This is a genomic window from Bacillus sp. ABP14, assembly GCF_001831375.1.
Lineage (GTDB): Bacteria > Bacillota > Bacilli > Bacillales > Bacillaceae_G > Bacillus_A > Bacillus_A paranthracis.
In genome coordinates this window covers 3,213,715-3,231,497 of sequence record NZ_CP017016.1, presented here as the reverse complement: position 1 = coordinate 3,231,497, position 17,783 = coordinate 3,213,715, and the positions used below count along the sequence as shown (strand labels likewise).

At 34.2% G+C, this 17,783-nt stretch carries 20 protein-coding genes and 2 pseudogenes; 13 read left to right on the top strand and 9 right to left on the bottom strand.

The features are described 5' to 3' along the window. Nucleotides 1-22 precede the first annotated feature (22 nt). The 3 genes from BGI23_RS16800 to BGI23_RS27675 form a co-directional block, all read right to left on the bottom strand. Nucleotides 23-208: a hypothetical protein gene (locus BGI23_RS16800; RefSeq protein ID WP_044793338.1), complete on the bottom strand. Its 186-nt coding sequence runs from the start codon at nt 206-208 to the stop codon at nt 23-25. A gap of 121 nt (nt 209-329) precedes the next feature. After that, on the bottom strand, nt 330-548 hold the full coding sequence (locus BGI23_RS28990; protein WP_369805088.1) for a transposase: 219 nt from the start codon (nt 546-548) through the stop codon (nt 330-332). A gap of 4 nt (nt 549-552) precedes the next feature. Then, nucleotides 553-939 (bottom strand): transposase, encoded by a 387-nt coding sequence (locus tag BGI23_RS27675; RefSeq protein WP_172801694.1) that lies wholly within the window; start codon nt 937-939, stop codon nt 553-555. A gap of 358 nt (nt 940-1,297) precedes the next feature. On the opposite strand from BGI23_RS27675, the gene BGI23_RS16790 reads away from it, so the two are divergent. Both BGI23_RS16790 and BGI23_RS27670 read left to right on the top strand, forming a co-directional pair. Beyond that, nucleotides 1,298-1,600: a hypothetical protein gene (locus tag BGI23_RS16790; RefSeq protein WP_070806633.1), complete on the top strand. Its 303-nt coding sequence runs from the start codon at nt 1,298-1,300 to the stop codon at nt 1,598-1,600. Between the two features lie 47 nt (nt 1,601-1,647). Continuing rightward, nucleotides 1,648-2,024, top strand: a pseudogene (locus BGI23_RS27670) (Tn3 family transposase); the annotation flags it as partial. A gap of 93 nt (nt 2,025-2,117) precedes the next feature. Here the strand turns inward: BGI23_RS27670 and BGI23_RS16780 are convergent. After that, a complete protein-coding gene (locus tag BGI23_RS16780) occupies nt 2,118-2,621 on the bottom strand; it encodes a GNAT family N-acetyltransferase (protein WP_070806632.1) in 504 nt (167 codons plus the stop codon). 257 nt (nt 2,622-2,878) lie between these two features. Here BGI23_RS16780 and BGI23_RS16775 point away from each other — a divergent pair, with 257 nt between their 5' ends. The 6 genes from BGI23_RS16775 to BGI23_RS16750 all read left to right on the top strand — a co-directional run bounded on the left by BGI23_RS16775 (nt 2,879) and on the right by BGI23_RS16750 (nt 7,456). After that, a complete protein-coding gene (locus BGI23_RS16775; protein ID WP_000737903.1) occupies nt 2,879-3,277 on the top strand; it encodes a DUF2871 family protein in 399 nt (132 codons plus the stop codon). 169 nt (nt 3,278-3,446) lie between these two features. Further along, nucleotides 3,447-4,838, top strand: a complete 1,392-nt coding sequence (locus tag BGI23_RS16770) for an FAD-binding oxidoreductase (RefSeq protein WP_070806631.1) — start codon at nt 3,447-3,449, stop codon at nt 4,836-4,838. A gap of 4 nt (nt 4,839-4,842) precedes the next feature. Next, nucleotides 4,843-5,811, top strand: coding sequence for a bile acid:sodium symporter family protein (locus tag BGI23_RS16765; protein WP_070806630.1), 969 nt, complete (start codon nt 4,843-4,845; stop codon nt 5,809-5,811). 12 nt (nt 5,812-5,823) lie between these two features. Next, nucleotides 5,824-6,171 (top strand): DUF4260 domain-containing protein, encoded by a 348-nt coding sequence (locus BGI23_RS16760; protein WP_070806629.1) that lies wholly within the window; start codon nt 5,824-5,826, stop codon nt 6,169-6,171. Between the two features lie 23 nt (nt 6,172-6,194). Next, a complete protein-coding gene (locus tag BGI23_RS16755) occupies nt 6,195-6,722 on the top strand; it encodes a GrpB family protein (protein WP_070806628.1) in 528 nt (175 codons plus the stop codon). 134 nt (nt 6,723-6,856) lie between these two features. Further along, a complete protein-coding gene (locus BGI23_RS16750) occupies nt 6,857-7,456 on the top strand; it encodes an FMN-binding negative transcriptional regulator (protein ID WP_070806627.1) in 600 nt (199 codons plus the stop codon). A 74-nt stretch (nt 7,457-7,530) separates the two neighbouring features. Here BGI23_RS16750 and BGI23_RS27665 read toward each other — a convergent pair whose 3' ends face one another. The 5 genes from BGI23_RS27665 to BGI23_RS16730 form a co-directional block, all read right to left on the bottom strand. Then, nucleotides 7,531-7,668 carry a Phr family secreted Rap phosphatase inhibitor gene (locus tag BGI23_RS27665; RefSeq protein WP_000719639.1) on the bottom strand — a complete coding sequence of 46 codons (138 nt, stop codon included), beginning with the start codon at nt 7,666-7,668 and terminating at the stop codon, nt 7,531-7,533. Continuing rightward, nucleotides 7,668-8,762, bottom strand: a complete 1,095-nt coding sequence (locus tag BGI23_RS16745) for a response regulator aspartate phosphatase (RefSeq protein ID WP_070806626.1) — start codon at nt 8,760-8,762, stop codon at nt 7,668-7,670. The genes BGI23_RS27665 and BGI23_RS16745 overlap by 1 nt, the downstream gene beginning before the upstream one ends. A 255-nt stretch (nt 8,763-9,017) precedes the next feature. Further along, complete coding sequence (locus BGI23_RS16740) at nt 9,018-10,484, bottom strand: protein adenylyltransferase SelO (RefSeq protein ID WP_070806625.1); 1,467 nt, start codon at nt 10,482-10,484, stop codon at nt 9,018-9,020. A 178-nt stretch (nt 10,485-10,662) separates the two neighbouring features. Further along, nucleotides 10,663-11,661, bottom strand: coding sequence for an NADP-dependent oxidoreductase (locus BGI23_RS16735; protein ID WP_070806624.1), 999 nt, complete (start codon nt 11,659-11,661; stop codon nt 10,663-10,665). A gap of 110 nt (nt 11,662-11,771) precedes the next feature. After that, nucleotides 11,772-12,176, bottom strand: a complete 405-nt coding sequence (locus tag BGI23_RS16730) for an ArsR/SmtB family transcription factor (protein ID WP_070806623.1) — start codon at nt 12,174-12,176, stop codon at nt 11,772-11,774. A 466-nt stretch (nt 12,177-12,642) separates the two neighbouring features. Here BGI23_RS16730 and BGI23_RS16725 point away from each other — a divergent pair, with 466 nt between their 5' ends. The 5 genes and pseudogenes from BGI23_RS16725 to BGI23_RS16705 all read left to right on the top strand — a co-directional run bounded on the left by BGI23_RS16725 (nt 12,643) and on the right by BGI23_RS16705 (nt 17,742). Continuing rightward, on the top strand, nt 12,643-14,262 hold the full coding sequence (locus tag BGI23_RS16725; protein ID WP_070806622.1) for an FAD-dependent oxidoreductase: 1,620 nt from the start codon (nt 12,643-12,645) through the stop codon (nt 14,260-14,262). A gap of 220 nt (nt 14,263-14,482) precedes the next feature. Then, nucleotides 14,483-14,830 (top strand): annotated as a pseudogene (locus tag BGI23_RS16720) (WXG100 family type VII secretion target); the annotation flags it as partial. 16 nt (nt 14,831-14,846) lie between these two features. Next, nucleotides 14,847-15,500 carry a hypothetical protein gene (locus tag BGI23_RS16715; RefSeq protein ID WP_070806621.1) on the top strand — a complete coding sequence of 218 codons (654 nt, stop codon included), beginning with the start codon at nt 14,847-14,849 and terminating at the stop codon, nt 15,498-15,500. After that, on the top strand, nt 15,475-16,266 hold the full coding sequence (locus tag BGI23_RS16710; protein WP_070806620.1) for a hypothetical protein: 792 nt from the start codon (nt 15,475-15,477) through the stop codon (nt 16,264-16,266). The genes BGI23_RS16715 and BGI23_RS16710 overlap by 26 nt, the downstream gene beginning before the upstream one ends. 531 nt (nt 16,267-16,797) lie before the next feature. After that, nucleotides 16,798-17,742, top strand: coding sequence for a glycerophosphodiester phosphodiesterase (locus tag BGI23_RS16705; protein WP_070806619.1), 945 nt, complete (start codon nt 16,798-16,800; stop codon nt 17,740-17,742). Nucleotides 17,743-17,783 lie beyond the last annotated feature (41 nt).

Here is a 17,783-nt window from a genome sequence, read left to right as displayed (position 1 = left end):
GTGGCGACCTTTTTGTTGCGTGTTATACAAAAAAATTTACAAAAGCTTGATAGGCACTACCAAGAGAAAATAACGTAGCTACCATATGTGCAGTCCATTTAGGCATATTTAAATTCAATACGACATTATACAAGATTCCATATAAGATACAAATAATTAATATAAATGTAATGAATTGAAGAACTAATAAAAATAGTGGTTGTCCCATTTATTCTCACCTCTTTATTTAATATATTAATATAATAAATTTATAAACGGAAGAATTATTTCTATAAAGTACCAAAAATGCGATATGAAAGGATCATCACCAAAAGATGGGGTTGATAAAATTAACGTTCTGTTTCTAAGCGAATGCGCAAGAAAAGATGGTCATCATTTCTGTAGCCAAACCCACGCCGTTTGACAAGATTAATCTTATTGTTTGTTCCCTCCATGATTCCATTGGATAAAGGTGACACAATTGTATCGAGCATCGCTTTCTCACGTAATACGAAGCTTTTCACAATTTTCGCAACCGCACCGCAAACATGGAATTGATAGCGTTTTATCCAATCAGCTAATTGTCTTTTTGCCTGTTTCGATTGCCTCTTGATTACGATTTGGAACGACAGTTAAAATACGCCCTGTATCTGCATTTAGCACACTTGTTGCATACGTGTGCCCTTTACGAATCGCAAACTCATCTACACAAATTCGAGTAGCTATTTCATCATGGAATTGTTCAGGTGCATACCAATAAAACCAGCGCTTTAACGTGGTGTAAGGCAAGTTATATTGGCAGGCAACATCTGACAAAGCGCGCCCCTTACAACGCTGTACAATTTCACGACGAAATGAGGCTGTTGAAGAGCGAATCAACCCTAACCCGTAATCGAAAGTAAATGTATAATTGCACTGTGTACAACGTTGACGAGGCACCGCTAATTCAATCCAAAGCACTCCAATTCATGCTAAGCATAAGTTTACCAATAAAATAAAAAACAAAGTCTGTAAATTTATGTAAAATGATGATATAATTTAATTGAATATAATGAAAAAGGAAACCAATACAGCTTGTGCGTATGTAGTGCATTTTGGTCTGGGTCGCAGTCTTTTAACGTGCTCGAACTACAGGAGGAGTAAGCATATTCCCGATGGATCCATTTCTGCACTTCCATTATTTAGGGAAACCCTCTGGTATCCAAGACTAAATTTTACCCATACATCATTTTTTTGATGTAGCTCTTGAAGATAAAAACTATTTAATTTTCAAGGAACAGTTATTAACTTAAAACTTATTATACGAGGAGGGTGTATCATGAAAAAAATATGCTTTGTATTAATTGTCGACGCTGGTATAAATTATGGTTCAATATTTTCTCTACCATTTTTAAGGAATCAGGATGATTTGAAGGAATATTTTTCTGAGTATTATGATGTTTCGATTAATTATATTAGGGATAAAAACTCAGTTGACTATTTGGTAGTTCCCAAACCGTGTCCACCTTTTGATAATGAAAATAATCTTCCAATAATTGAAGTACCCGCAAACTTATTTATGGAAAAGGATTTTGAAAAAATAAAGACTTATATAGACAATTATTTTTCTAATAACTCATAAAGAAAATAAAAGTACAGTAAAAAGAAGTCCGATAAAAAACGAGTGGTGAAGATTCAATGAACAAGGCACAAGCAACATTAGTAAATTACCAGCACCAACTAGATTTAGCTTCTTATTGGGGAGATGGTACCACTTCGTCTTCAGATGGGATGGGCATGCAAATGGGGGGTTCATCTTTACATGCAGACGCAAATCCACATCACGGAACAGGTAAAGGTGCTAACCATTAAAGTCCGGTTGGTGAAGGCTAATAATCAGTGGGGGATGAAAAAAACCCCCACTAATTAAAGTTTCACTTTATCGCTTTATGAGTGATCAATTCTCTAGCTTTCATACAAAAGTGATTAATCCGAATGCTAGGGATGCCGTTCATGTCATTGATGGTTTACTACATCACGAAACAGATTTACATATTGAAGAGCATTCTATTGGATCATTACGCCTCTTAGAATATAAATAAAACCCTTGATTTTCTGCTTAGCGTAGATAGATCAAGGGTTTTTCTTTCAAAATCTTTTTACGCGTTATAGCCGAATAATTTTAAATCTTCCCCTGAGTTCGAAATGATCTCTTCGAACTTCAATCCTACTTTTTCTAAAAGCTTTCCTGACTGGATATTATCAGTAGTAGTAATGGCTACAATTCGTTTCAGACCTAGTTTTTGTACTCCGTATTCGATTACAGCAGAAGCTGACTCGTAGCCATATCCTTTCGAACGGAATTTCTCTAAAAAGGCAAAGCCGATATCAACATCTTCTAATGAATCTCTTTTAATAAGGCCACACATACCGAGCGGAGTGAGATCTTCTTTTCGTTCTACTAAGTAAAGGCCGAAGCCAATTTTATTATACATATCAACGGGTCCGTTTAAGATGTATTTTTTTGCATCTTCTAAGTTTTTAATCCTTTTATCACCGATATACTGAATCCATGCAGGATCGTTTACTAACTCGAGAATAAATGGAGCATCTTTTAGATGAAACCAGCGAAGAACGAGTCGTTCCGTTTCAAGAACTATCACAATCTACTGCACCACCTTTAACATTTATAATCATTAGTATGGATTGTGTAATACAAAATCGCAACATATTTTACAAGAGCCCGGATTGTTCACATAAAGTTCGTTTGTTTTGTATAAAGGGATATTTTATAATTAGAATTGATTGTAAAGAGTGAGATGCTTATACAATGACTCCTAGGTGACTAGGAGTTTTTACTATATAACTATCATTATTACTAAATATGACACACTACACATTCTACTCAAGGAGGTACATAATGAAGAAATTATATAATGCATCGTTTACGTATTTGATTATCGGTTTATTATCAGGGATTTTCGCTAGGGAGTATGGAAAGTATAAAGGGATTGTAGGATCTACTTTGTTAAACCTTTTACATACACATACACTTGTACTCGGCTTTTTCTTCTTTTTAATTGCTTTAGGATTAGCAAAAGTATTCGCGTTTCATGAAGCGAAAAGTTTTAATAAGTGGTTTGTTGTACATAATATCGCATTAATATTAATGTTAGGTTCATTGGCAGCAAGAGGGCTTCTTCAGTTAAATGGAGCGGACTTTAAAGGGTTAACTTATATTGTTGGGTTTTCTCATTCGCTGATGGCATTTACTTTAATTTGGTTTATGTTGTTAATAAAGAAGTCATTTAAAATATAGTTTTATAGAAAAGAACTTGCAGTAATTGTTGCAAGTTCTTTTTTTATTCGAAAGTAAGAAATGAATTTCGTACATGTAAAACTTGAATTATTTAATTTTTCGGATTATTATGTATAAAATAGTTAACATATTTTGTAATTCAAATTTATAGAAAGTAGGAGAGTGTAAGATGGAAATAACGGTAGAGCGTTTAGTAAATGAATTAAAGGGTGTACTTCCCGAAGATCGAGTAGTAATCAATACAACAGTAAGAGAGTTACATAGTAAAGATGAATCTTATCATGCTAGTAGTTTACCTGATGTAGTAGTTTTTCCGAAAACGACCGAAGAGGTTAGCACGATAATGAAAATAGCGAGTGAGCACGGGACACCTGTCGTTCCGTTTGGGGTAGGTTCTAGTTTAGAAGGACATGTAATCCCTTATGAAAAGGGAATTACGGTTGATTTTTCATTAATGAACAAAATTCTTGAAATAAGAGAGAAAGATTTTCTGGTGAAAGTACAGCCAGGAGTGACTCGTTCTCAGCTCAATAAAGAATTGAAGAAATACGGTTTGTTTTTTAGTGTAGATCCAGGGGCAGATGCAACGTTAGGGGGAATGGCTGCTACAAATGCGAGTGGAACGACAGCCGTGAAGTATGGTGTTATGCGTGATCAAGTTCGTGATTTAGAAGTCGTTCTTGCTAATGGAGAAGTAATACATACTGGGAATTTAGCAGCGAAGTCATCATCAGGTTATCATTTAAATGGTATTTTCGTAGGGTCAGAAGGGACACTTGGATGTTTTACGGAGTTAACATTAAAAGTATACGGTATACCAGAACATGTTATGGCCGCGAGAGCATCGTTTCCAACTATAAATGATGCAGTAGAAGCTGTTATTAACATATTGCAAGCGGGTATTCCGATTGCGAGAATTGAACTCGTTGATGAACTATCTATGAAACAAGTCAATCATTATAGTGAAACAAGTTACAGAGAAGAACCTACATTGTTTTTAGAGTTTCACGGTAATGAAGCAGGGTTAAAGCAAGATGTTGAATTTACGAAGGAAATTGTTTTTGATCATAAATGTAAAGAAGTTGCTTTTGAAACGGAAACTGCAGCGAGAAATAAATTATGGGATGCACGGCATAATCTAGCATATGCTTACGTTCATAGCTATCCTGGTAAAAAGCTTATGAGTACAGACGTATGTGTACCTATTTCAGAATTAGCTGGAGCTATCCAACAAGCGAAAGAGACATTAGAAAAGAATGGTCTTGTTGGTGGTATTCTTGGTCATGTAGGAGACGGGAATTTCCACGTGCTCTTGATGGTTGATCCAAACGATAAAGAAGAAGTGGAAAAAGCAGATGAAATAAATGAAAGTATCGTTCTATATGCTCTTAAACGAGGAGGAACATGTACAGGGGAACATGGCGTTGGTATTGGAAAACGGAAGTATCAGGAAGAAGAACATGGGGCGGCATTATTCGTAATGGAAAAAATAAAGAAAGCTCTTGATCCGCAAAATATTTTGAATCCGAATAAGGTGTTTCAATTAAAGGATAGGAGCTGATCGGGTGAAAGTACTAGAAGCGATAAGTAATATAGCTGGAAAGTATTTTGCATTTTGGGTTATTTGTATTGCAACTATTGCGTATTTTATTCCCGCTCCATTTCTCGGGTTAAATAGTTACATAACGATTTTACTCGGGGTTGTTATGTTTGGGATGGGATTAACGTTAAAGGCTGTTGATTTTAAAATCATTGCTACAAAACCATTGCCAGTTATTATCGGTGTATGTGCTCAGTTTATTATTATGCCACTTGTCGCATACGTACTAGCCTACGTTATGAATCTGCCAGCCGAATTAGCAGCTGGATTAGTGTTGCTCGGTTCAGTACCGGGTGGCACCGCATCAAATGTTATGGTTTATTTAGCAAAAGGGAACTTAGCGCTGTCTATTGCAATGACATCATTATCAACGTTACTAGCACCAATTGCTACACCTCTTATTTTACTATTACTTGCAGGACAATGGATGCCGGTTAATCCTATGTCTATGTTTCTTTCTATCGTACAAGTTATTATTATACCTATTATTTTAGGATTAGTAGTGAAGAAGTTTTTCCCGAAAACTGTTACGAAAGGAATGACTGTTATTCCTTTCATATCAGTTTTAGCAATTATCATTATTGTTTCAGCGGTAGTTTCAGCAAATGTAAGTAGTATTACTTCTTCAGGCCTTCTTATCTTTATTGCCGTTATGCTCCATAATGCTTTCGGTTTTTTACTCGGATATATAACAGCATTCATACTTAGACTAGACGAAGGGACAAGAAGGGCTATTTCAATAGAAGTAGGAATGCAAAATTCAGGTTTAGGTGTTGCGCTAGCAACTGCACATTTTGGACCAGTTGCCGCACTCCCAAGTGTATTAGCTGCAGTATGGCATAACATTGCAGGACCAATATTAGCAACCATCTGGTCAAAAAATGCAAAGGATACTTTCAGTGATGAAACTTTATCGGTAAATATAGAAAAATAGGAATGATAAAGAATGCAAAAGCGTATTGTACATTTTGAAGGCTTAGTTGTATTCTTGGCCGCGATTTATACGTATTCATTATATGAATTTAGTTGGATAATATTTTTTCTGTTCCTTTTAGCTCCGGATTTATCAATGTTAGCGTATGGTATAAATAATCATGTTGGGGCTAACATTTATAATTTATTTCACACATATATCATATCGATATTAATTGTTATCATAGGTGCTTATTTTAAGATAGATATAGTTATTATGATTGGTTTAATATGGACAGCACATATTGGAATGGATCGAATGTTTGGATATGGATTGAAATATGAGAGGCACTTTAAAGATACTCATATTCAAAGGTTATAGTTGCTTTTGAGAAGAGGGATACATTGAAACAAAGAATTACTATCGAAGAATATAACATCAAATGGGAAAGTGAATTTAATAAGCTACAAACTCTCATTAACGATGTAATGGAAGACAGCATTTTATCCATTGAACATGTTGGGAGTACATCTATTAAAGGGCTTGCAGCAAAATCAATATTAGATATTGATATTGTAATAGAAGATTATGGTTTTTTTCCTAAAGTAGTAACAAAGCTTGAAGCGATAGGATACTATCATCAGGCAGAATGGAGCTACAAAGGGAGAGAGGCGTTCGGCAGAAAGGGCGCTTTCGTTCCGTGGGACGGAGAAAGTGCAGATTGGATGGAACATCATTTGTATGTGTGTGATAAAGAAAGTGAAGAGCTAAGAAGACATATAGCGTTTCGGGATTATCTTCGTGAACATGAAGGTGTTGCTGTTGAATATGGACATTTAAAGGAAGAGTTAGCAAGAGAGACAAAAAGTAGAACGAGCTATAGTGAAGGTAAGACGGCATTTATTACAAATATATTAGAAAAGATAAACTAAGGCGGCATGGAATACATGCTGCCTATTCTTTTGAAATAGAACGCTGCCATTATAAAACAAATACAAACTGGCCCTGTTGAATGCCACAAGACTTAAATATAATGAGAAATAAAAGACCGGAAAAGAGGGAGTTTATGTATATACCAAAATATTTCGCAATACAAGATGAAGAAATGAAGTACGAAATAATGGAACAAAATAGCTTTGCAACGTTATTTTCTCAACATAATGGGGAACCATATGCAACGCATTTACCATTGTTATTAAATAGAGAGACCCTTACTTTACATGGTCACTTCGCACGGCCGAATGAACAGTGGAAAGATATTGGGACTCAGCAAGTACTAGCTATATTTCAAGGACCACATAGTTACATCTCTCCGTCATGGTATGAAACAAACAATGCAGTACCAACATGGAATTACGTTGCAGTGCATGTATATGGTGAATTAAAATTTGTTGAAGATGAACAGGAATTAATAGATTCTCTTCAAGAGTTAGTACATAAGTATGAAGATCCAGAGAGCGCCTACTCACTTAATGATGTAGACCCGAATTATATGGTAGGATTAAGTAAGGGAATAGTTGGGTTCAAAGTAAAGATAAATAAAATAGAAGGAAAAGCGAAGTTAAGTCAAAATCATTCTGTAGAGAGACAGAAATTAGTTGTGGAGGAACTTGAGAAAGTTGGTAGTGAGGGGAGTAAGGGGATTGCTGAGTTGATGAAAGATTAACGATTATATAAAGGATGTGTGCGTTAAATTTATATAAATTAAAAATTCGTGCTAATTATTAGCACGAATTTTTGTTATGCTTGTTTAAGCCCGTATGCTGGAGACCATGTATCGCCTTTATTTAAGGCCACATCTTTGGAATTATGACTAAATCCAAAACTCAAAATTAATGTCAATGCTATTGCCGATAGTGTTAAACCAATTTTTTTCATTATTTTAACGCCCCTTTAGCTAATGATTTTTTACGTGCTTGATTGCTTAAATAAAAATATTTACTTGCTTTGAAGTGATTTTCTTCTGCATAAAACTTATTTGCTATTCTTTCTGTATACTCTTCGATGCATTCCCATAACTCTTCTGTTTCGAAATAAGAAACTCCTGCTAAAACTACTTTTTCTATTTCAATTGTATTTGATTCTTTACAAAGCTCGTCTAAGATTTTAAATCGATATTGATATTCTTTAATTTCTAGTTTGTTACAGACGGATAAACCTCTTTCAATAAATTGAGATGCAGATTCTTTTTCACCTAATTTCAAATATTCATCTGCTTGTAGATAAAGAGCTTTAAAATGATTCGGCATACTTTCAGTAACTTCTGATAGATGACGAATTGCTAAAGAAGAAAGGTTTTGGTTTGCGTACAGTAAACCAATATTATTTCTTGTACGTAAAAGTAATGATTCTTCGCCTTTCTTTTTAAGAATATCGATAGCGGAGTTGAAACTTTCTTCAGCTTGTTCAAATTGTCTTAAATCTAGACAAGATAGCCCGAAACCATTGTCACATGCAGCTAAGTTAACTTCATATCCGGTGTGTGTAGAGAAAAAAATTTTAGCTTGTTGTATGTAGTTAATAGCTAATAATGGCTTGTATATTTGGTAATAAAAAGAGGCGATACGATAATTGAATTCAGCAAGTTCTAATTCTTCAGGCACATATTTTAAAAGTTTTTCTGCTTTCTCGAAATGATTTTTAGCTTCATTATAGTCTGCAAGAATTGTATTATGAATGGCTTTAAAGAAGTGATAATAATAAGTAAGACAATTATTTTCTGGTATTGGATAGGAATCAATTTTATTAAAAGCATCTTTTGTAATATTTAAACCATTAGTTAAAACTTCATATCTAAAATTTAAAAGTGAATAATACAATAGTAGATTAGTATCTTTGTCAGAATTAGAGATTTTATCTTCAATATCATTTTTAATTTTTGTTGCTTCGATTGTTTGATGTTGCAATATTATCCTATACCAGTCATTAAATAATTTTGTAATTTGTTCATTACCTTGTAGTTGAACGTTCATGAAATCCCCTCGCTTTTTGAATATTCTCATAAAATATAGTGTCAAAAATAACAATATTTAGAAATATGGTTTTTATTTCTCAATATTTGTTTAACAAACTTTTCAGTAAGCCGATTGGAATAGTGTTAATTTTGTTTTGGAGTAAAGAAAGGGAATCGGGGAGGGGCATTTTAAAGTTCTAGTTGAGAGGTGGGAATATAAAAAGGGTGTGTTCACACAATTTGTATGAACACACCTTTTTTACATATTAAACCATCAAGTCCCACAAAAAGTACGATAAGGACGATTCGTAGGCGCAGGTGGAACGCAGTATTCTTCTTGATCTGTAGAATACGCATAAGGATTTGCTAGAGCTTCAAGAAGTTTCTCCATTACGCTATAGTCGCCATTTGTAACAGCAGCTTCTAGTGCTTCTTCTACGCGATGGTTTCTTGGGATGATGGATGGGTTATTATTTTTCATCATTTCGTAGGCATTCTCTTTCGATTCTTCTTGTTTTTCTAATCGAGATTGCCACAGTTTGTACCATTCTTTAAATTCAGGGCTATCGAATAGAGGCGTATTTTCTAACGTATCAAGAGTTAATGAACGGAATGTATTTGTGTAATCCGCTTTAAATTTCTCCATCATTTTTAAAAGTTGCTCAATAAGTGATTGATCTTGTTCTTCGTTGCTAAATAGTCCTAATTTCTTTTTCATTCCAAGGAACCACTGGTTTTCATACTGTACGCTAAATTTTGAAATTTCGTCTTGAGCAATCTTTAATGCTTCTTCTTCATCTTCGTGTAGGATTGGTATTAAAGATTCAGCTAGTCGCGCGAGATCCCATGCGGCCATATATGGTTGATTTCCATATGCGTAGCGACCTTGTGTATCAATGGAGCTAAATACAGTTCCTTGGTCGTAATTGTCCATAAATGCACAAGGGCCGTAATCAATCGTTTCACCGCTAATCGTTATATTGTCAGTGTTCATTACGCCGTGAATAAATCCAACAAGTTGCCATTTTGCGATAAGACTTGCTTGTCTTTTAATGACTTCTTGTAGCAATGCAGTATATCGATTTTCATGAGCTTCAATTTCTGGATAATGCCTTTTTATTGTATAGTCAGCTAGTGATTGAAGATCCTCGATAGAACCGCGAGCTGCAGCATATTGAAATGTGCCGACGCGTATATGGCTGCTTGCTACTCTAGTTAAAATAGCTCCAGGTAACTTTGTTTCACGATAGGTTGGTTCACCAGTTGTTACAACTGCTAAACTGCGGGTAGTTGGAATATCAAGTGCATACATAGATTCGCTAATAATATATTCACGTAGCATCGGACCGAGTGCAGCGCGACCATCACCGCGGCGTGAATACGGAGTAGGACCAGAACCTTTTAGTTGAATGTCAAAACGTTTACCTGAAGGAGTCATTTGTTCACCAATTAAAAGAGCACGACCGTCGCCTAACATATTAAAATGTCCGAATTGATGACCGGCATATGCTTGAGCTAATGGACGAGCTCCTTCTGGGAGTGCATTACCAGCGAAAATAGCGATTTCGGCTTCCTTCTTCAATTCTTCAGGATTAAAGCCAAGAGATATCGCAAGTGAATGGTTTAGCTTAACTAACTCCGGTGAACTTACAGGAGTAGGGGGGATTTCTGTATAAAATGATTGTGGTAAAGTTGTATAACTATGGTCTAAATTCCAACCAGCTTCATTATTTTTAGTCATTTTATCTCCTCCTTGTTTATTTTTTTATTATGTATTTGTACGTATGTATTCTTTGTAAAATTAGCTAAAAGTATAATATGATATTTCCCCTTGCAATCTATTGTAAGGACTTCACTGCACTATGTCTATTTAACAGTAAATATAAAGACCCCATTTGAAGAAAATGGAGTCTTTATTATTATTTCATTTTTACAATTATTTTTCCTTTTGCTCTTCCGGCCTCTGAATATTCCATTGCTTTTTGCGCATCTTCAAAAGGGAAAACGCGATCGATTACCGGTTTGATTTTTCCAGCTTCAATATAATTTGCGATAATACGTAATTGATCCCCGCTTGGCTTCATAAATAAAAATGAATATTGAGCATTATGCTTTTTCTCAAGTGCAGTAAGTTTTTTACTTGCTAATGAAAATAAGAATGTTTTGAAAAATCCTGAACCGAATTCTTTACCGAAACGAGCATTTGGCATTCCTGAAACGGAAACAATGTTGCCGCCGCTTTTTATAATATTGAATGATTTTTCAAGTGTTGTACCACCAATGGTATCAAATACTGCATCATAATCTTTTAGTATTTCTTCAAATTTTTCTGTTTTGTAATTAATAATTTGATCTGCGCCAAGAGACTTTACTAAATCGGAACCAGCTTCACTAGCAGTTGTTGTAACGGTAGCGCCCATTATTTTTGCTAACTGAATTGCGAAAGTACCAACACCACCAGATCCAGCGTGAATTAAAATCTTTTGATCTTTTTGTAATTGCATAATGTCATGTAATGCTTGATATGATGTTAAGCCAACAAGTGGAATTGAAGCAGCTTCTTCAAAACTTAAATTTTTCGGTTTTAAAGATATATCATCTTCATGAATGGCTATATACTCCGCGAAAGTACCAATCTTATTTTTTCTTGGACGTGCATATATTTCATCACCGACTTTAAAACGAGTTACTTTGGATCCAACCTTTATGATGACACCAGCAAAGTCATTCCCAAGGATTAGGGGCATTTCATATTTAAGTAACATCTTTACTTTTCCATCGCGTATTTTAAAATCAATTGGGTTAATACTAGCTGCATGAATTTCTGCGAGCACTTCATGCTCATTTATTTCAGGAATAGGTACCTCTGCCATGCGCATTGGAACTTTTCCGTACTTATCAATTATCATCGCTTTCATTTCTTATACCTCCAAATTTTAATAAAGTGAAACTTTAATCAGTGGGGGGTTCTTCATCCCCCACTGATTATCAGCCCTCACCAATCGGACTTTTATGGGCAGCCCGACCCCTATCTAAATTCTTTGCTTTCGCTGAATTCTGAGGTGGGGGTCTTACTGCCCGTTAAAGTGGGATAAAAGTTGTGCAATAGCTTTTCGATATCTAATACAAGATTTTTTAATAAACTTAATTTTGTACGTATATCAATATAATAAAAGTTTTTGGTACCTTCTTTTCGCATTAAAATAATACCGGCTTCTCGTAAAATTCTAAGGTGATGTGATACCGCTGGTCGAGAAAGGTGTGTTTGTTTCGTAATTTCTCCTACACGTAATCCGGTTTGACATTCCGTTTCCATGAGAACTAACAAAATAGCTTGACGTGTTTCATCACCAATTGCCAATAACACTTTTTGAGAATCAATAAAATCTTTTTTTATAACATTTAATTGTTCTTGTTTATTCATTTTAATCACTATACCTCCTGGTAATGAGTCGAAAGGTTTAAGACGATGGACCATTAATTCGATACGGTAATGCTACATGATTGTTGTATGAACTGCAATATTGGGAAAGAAAATCGAGACGAATGAAATTTTATGAGTTGAAAATGGTAGGAGATAGAAAAGGCTTAATAATACGTTGTTTACAGATGAGGATGGTTAAGTCATTGAACAAAAAATTAAGCGGTCGTAACCCTATATAATTTATAGGGTTACGACCGCTTATCATGTTTTTATTATTTTGAAGTGAGTTGTTTCGTTTTACTCTTTCATACATGCATAATTCAAGCAGATTATAGATGTATGAAAAAGTAAAAGTAATTTGGGGCGTAATCTATCTATATGATAATTTAAAATGAAATATAAGTCTATATCTTTGTTGTTTTTTTGATTATATTTATATCACTGAGCTCAGAACAATGATGTGGAGGATAAGTATATGGAATCGAATGATGTACCAGTTTTAATTGTCGGAGGGGGATTATCAGGATTAGCTTCTGCGTTATTCCTTGCAAAACATAATATTGAATACTTGCTTATTGAAAGGCATACGTCTACTGCAATTCATCCGAAAGCAGGTGGAATCACTTTTCGTACGATGGAGTTATTTCGAGAATTAGGTTTAGAACAAAGAATTAGATCGGCGGGTAAAGCATTAGAAAATTGCCGCGGAAGAATAGCAGTTCATACAATAGCTGAGGCGAATCAGGAAGAATTGGCACAAATGAGGGCGAATCAGTATGAAAATGATGAAAAGTTACTTCAGAAAATAGAAGAGATTAGTCCATCAAAACAAACTGCTTGTTATCAAATTACTTTAGAAGAGATGATGTTACAAGAAGCGAGAACATTAGGCGGAGAATTATCTTTTTATCATGAATTGGTTTCTTATGAACAAAATGAGCATGGAGTAATAGCAACGATTCGGAATCGTGAAACAGAAAAAGAAAGTGTCATACATTGTGACTATGTAATTGCAGCAGATGGAGCGAAAAGTAAAATACGTGAGCAGCTAGGGATAAGTACGGAGGGACGAGGTACAATCGGTGGCTATTATATGAATATTTATTTTGAAGCAGATTTAAGTGGGTTTATGCAAGGAGATGCATTTGGTTTTACTATGGTACTTCATCCTGAAGTTCTTGGTGCGCTTATTACAGTTGATAACGAAAGAAGATGGATTTACCATGTATCCTACGATCCATTAAAAGGAGAGCGACCAGAAGATTTCACTATAGAACGTTGTAAACAAATTATTCAAACCGCAATTGGAAGCACAAATGTTGAGCCGGAGGTAGTAAGTGTTTTACCGTGGAAAGCGGCTGAAAGTACTGCTACAAAATTTCAAGATAATCGCATTTTTTTAGTTGGTGATTCTGCACATATTATGCCGCCAACAGGAGGGTTTGGTTCCAATACAGGAATACAAGATGCGCACAATCTAGCTTGGAAATTAGCGGCTGTTATAAAAGGGAAGGCAAATCCAAAATTGTTAGAAACATATCATGAAGAGAGGTATCCTGTTGCAAAATTAACGACGGAGTATGCGAGTAGTTTATTGTTCCGTGCTGCGAATAGAGAGGAAGGCCGTTTGAATAATATGGATGGTTTAGCTGTTACAGTTGGATATCAGTATTGTTCAGAGGCGATTATAGATGACTCAGTCACTCCACATAGAATGGATAGCGTAAAGTTGAACGGGAGACCTGGAACGCGAGCGCCACACTTTTTTGGAACATATGATGGGAAAGAAATTTCAATACTTGATTTATTAGGTAACGATTTTGTATTACTTACTATAGCAGAAAATCGTACTTGGGCTGAGTGTGTACAGAATGTTTTATCTACATTAGGAATAAATATAAAATTTTATAGCGTTGGTTTAAGGGGAGACTTTATTGCTCAAGAAGATATTTTTAGCAAATTATATGGAATAGAGAATGGAGGAGCTGTATTAATTAGACCAGATGGTTTTATAGGATGGCGCTCGGAAAAAGAGGTAGTAAATCTAGATGTAGTGCTTGAAGAGGTAATGGGTAATTTATTATGTGATTTTTAAGTAACTAAGGAAGTATTGTCTTATATAGGACGATACTTCTTTTTTTAGCTTAAAAAATAAAGATTGTGTAGTGAAGAGACATTACTATTATAAAAATATATGTAAATTAATTCCCTTTCTCTTTGTTGTTATTAGAATTTTTCTATTTTTTAGTTATAAGTGTTGGCAATTAATAGATTGAATCATTTTTTTATTGTATTATATTTCCTAGAGATTACATACTACATTACCTCTAGCCGAAGTAAAGCAAATAGACGATGTAAAAAGACATATTTTATCAACAAAAGAATTTCTTAAAGATTCATTGGAATTAAAAACAAGTGCTTTAGGCTATGCAGCAATCGGGGTTGGTACAACTGCTGTAAGTGCCTTTGCGGGAGCCAAAGTAGGCGCAGCTGTAGGAACTGTTGCTGGGGCTTGTATTGGCTTGGGTGTTTCTATAGGAGCTAGTATAGTAACAGATGGAATTAAGTTTAATAAAGGTGATTGGAATCATGATGGTAAACAGGATTCGATAAAAGATAAAGTTAAAACTGGAATCGGAGTAGCTTTAGATAAAATTTTTTAGTTTTTGGGAGATTAATATGGAAAAATACCACGGAAAGAGCACGGAACAAATTATTCAGAAATTGATGCCTGACAGTGTAAGATCGAGTGTTGTTATGGTGTGGGTAGTTATTAATTTTATGATTTTAACCCCATTTTTATTTCCTCCAACCTTTACTATATACTTATATATAATTTTACCTTTTCTTTTGACTGCTAATATATGGGGGGGATGGGTATTTTTTTATAAACCAAATGAGCCAAGGTTGGTACACATTTTATATAATGGATTTATGGGAATAACTTTTTCTTTTGGAAGCTTTATAGTGATTCAAAAGATTGCATATACTTTTATTAAAATTGAAACACCTCTGTTTTTTATTGTTACTTTTCTGCTTTACATTCTTACAATCTATAAATTGATTTCAATTGGAATGAAAAGTTTTTTAAGGCGATTAAACAATGAGGAAAATGACAATATAAAAATTTCTCCAATTGTTTATTTATCAGGATTGGGATATGTAATTGGACAAATATGTATAGGTACATTATCACAAAACGGTTTAGCGACGGTCTTAATTTTAGTCTTTTCTTTATTTGCTGTTGTGCTTAGTATATCTGGAGTATATATATGGGTATATGTTGATTTGAAGAGGAAGGAAATGGATGGGATGCATAATGGACAAATATAATGGCAACAACATAGTGAATTGTATACGAATATTAATACCATTTGATATAAGGAATGTAGTAGGGGCCTTTATGTGGGTTATCATGAATTTTATGCTACTTATCATTTTATTCATATTTCCACCGTTCAATATATACTCCTACGTAGCCTTACCATTTTATGTGATATGTAATCTATGGGGGATTTGGGTTTCCATTTATAAGCCCCGGCAGCCTCAGTTGCAACATTTACTATATTCTGGATTTGTTTCATTTAGTATTTCATTTTGTAGTTTTATAGCTGTGCAAAAGTTAGCTTACGAATTCGTAAAAATAGAGTCGCCTTTATTTTTTATTTTATCGCTTATTGCATATAGTTTAATTGTTTATAAATCTGAATTATTCTGGATTAAATATTTTACAGCCCGCTTAAGAGGGACAACGGATCAAAATGTAAAAATCCCTAAAATTGTATTTTTTTCAAGTTTAGGTTATATGATTGGTCAAGTTAGTATTGGAATTTTGAGCCAAAAAGCTATGGCGATTGTGCTAATCGTTATTTTTTCATTTATTTCAGTTGTTTTCCTAGCGCTAAGTACACATTTGTATTTTTACTTTGATTTCAAAAAACAAGGTATTACTTCGCGACATTTAAAAGAATTATATTTTCAAAAGAAGCCTAAACTGTCAAGGAAGGAAAGGAGACAATCCGTGGCTGCTTCGGGACATGTAAATATACCACATTCTCAAAAGAAACCTAAACTTACAAGAACGGATATACGAAATTAAGAATTTGTAATTAAGTAAAACTTAGATTTACGTAAATATCATGTCAAATGACAATAGAATTTTATCTTGTATGAATGGAAATTAAAGAAGTTAGATAGGAATCAGGCTGTTCGGAAAAATTCGATGTGTTCAAATACTAATTAGTATAAGATAGATATATAACTTATACTGATTAAAGCTTCACTGTACTGGAAAAATAATATTTGCAAAATTTAATAGGTTTGGTATGATTAATTTCGACAAGTTAATTGAGGCCGGAGATATTTGAGATAAGCCATAAATTTATTTAGGGATACAGAAGTGTCTTCTAAATAATTTATGGCTTTTTTTATTGATGAAATGTGATCAATAGGAAGTTACATGTGAATAGGAGGGATATGCAAAATAAATAGTATAGTAATAACATAGGAGAATTGTATTTGTAAGATTGGAATTTTAATATAGGCTTATAAAAATAATGAAAGTGTATCTTCTATTTCGTGTAAATCTTATTAACTTGTTGAAATTTACAACGTAGGAAGGGTTAGAAGGATGAGAAAAATTATTAGCGTTTTAGTTATTTTCTTTATGACGGGAAGTATTTTTGCTGGGGGAGCTGTTCATGCGAAAGTAGAAGGGAAGCATGAATGGAATACGAATAAGTTTTTAAATATTGCACATCGCGGAGCAAGTGGACATGCACCTGAGCATACTTTTGCTTCTTATGATCTTGTGAAAAAAATGAAAGCGGATTATTTGGAGTTAGATATTCAATTAACTAAGGATGGCCAATTAATTGCAATGCATGATACAGCAGTTGATCGCACTACAAATGGAACAGGTGAAGTACGAGATAAAACGTTAAGTGAAATAAAGAGCTTAGATGCAGGATCTTGGTTTAATAAAGCTTATCCAGAAAAGGCTAAGCAAGAGTATGTTGGTCAAAAGGTTCCGACTCTTGAAGAAATCTTCCAAAAGTACGGAAGAAGCATGAAGTATTACATTGAAACGAAATCACCAGACGTGTATCCAGGAATGGAAGAGAAATTATTAGCTTTATTAAATAAATATAATTTAGTAGGTCAAAACATGTCTTCAAGCCGTGTTATGATCCAATCATTTAGTAAAGATAGTTTAACAAAGATTCATAGTATGAATAGAAATATTCCGTTAGTTCAACTGCTTTGGTATTATCCAAATGAAAACAATGAGATTGTTGAATGGTCTGGGATTACACATGAGCCGAAAAGTGTAACGAATGATGATTTTCAAGAAATTAAAAAGTATGCAGTCGGTATTGGACCAAACTTACGTAATGATAACGGGGAACTAATTATTGATGAGTCATATATGAAAATGGCTAGGCAAAATGGACTGTTAATTCATCCTTATACAATTAATGAGAAACCAGATATGAGATTGTTAATGAAATGGGGTGCTACAGGAATGTTTACAAATTATCCTGATCGATTACATAGTGTGTTAAAAGAAAAATAAATAGGAGAAAAGGTATACCGAGGTTTTGGTATACCTTTTTC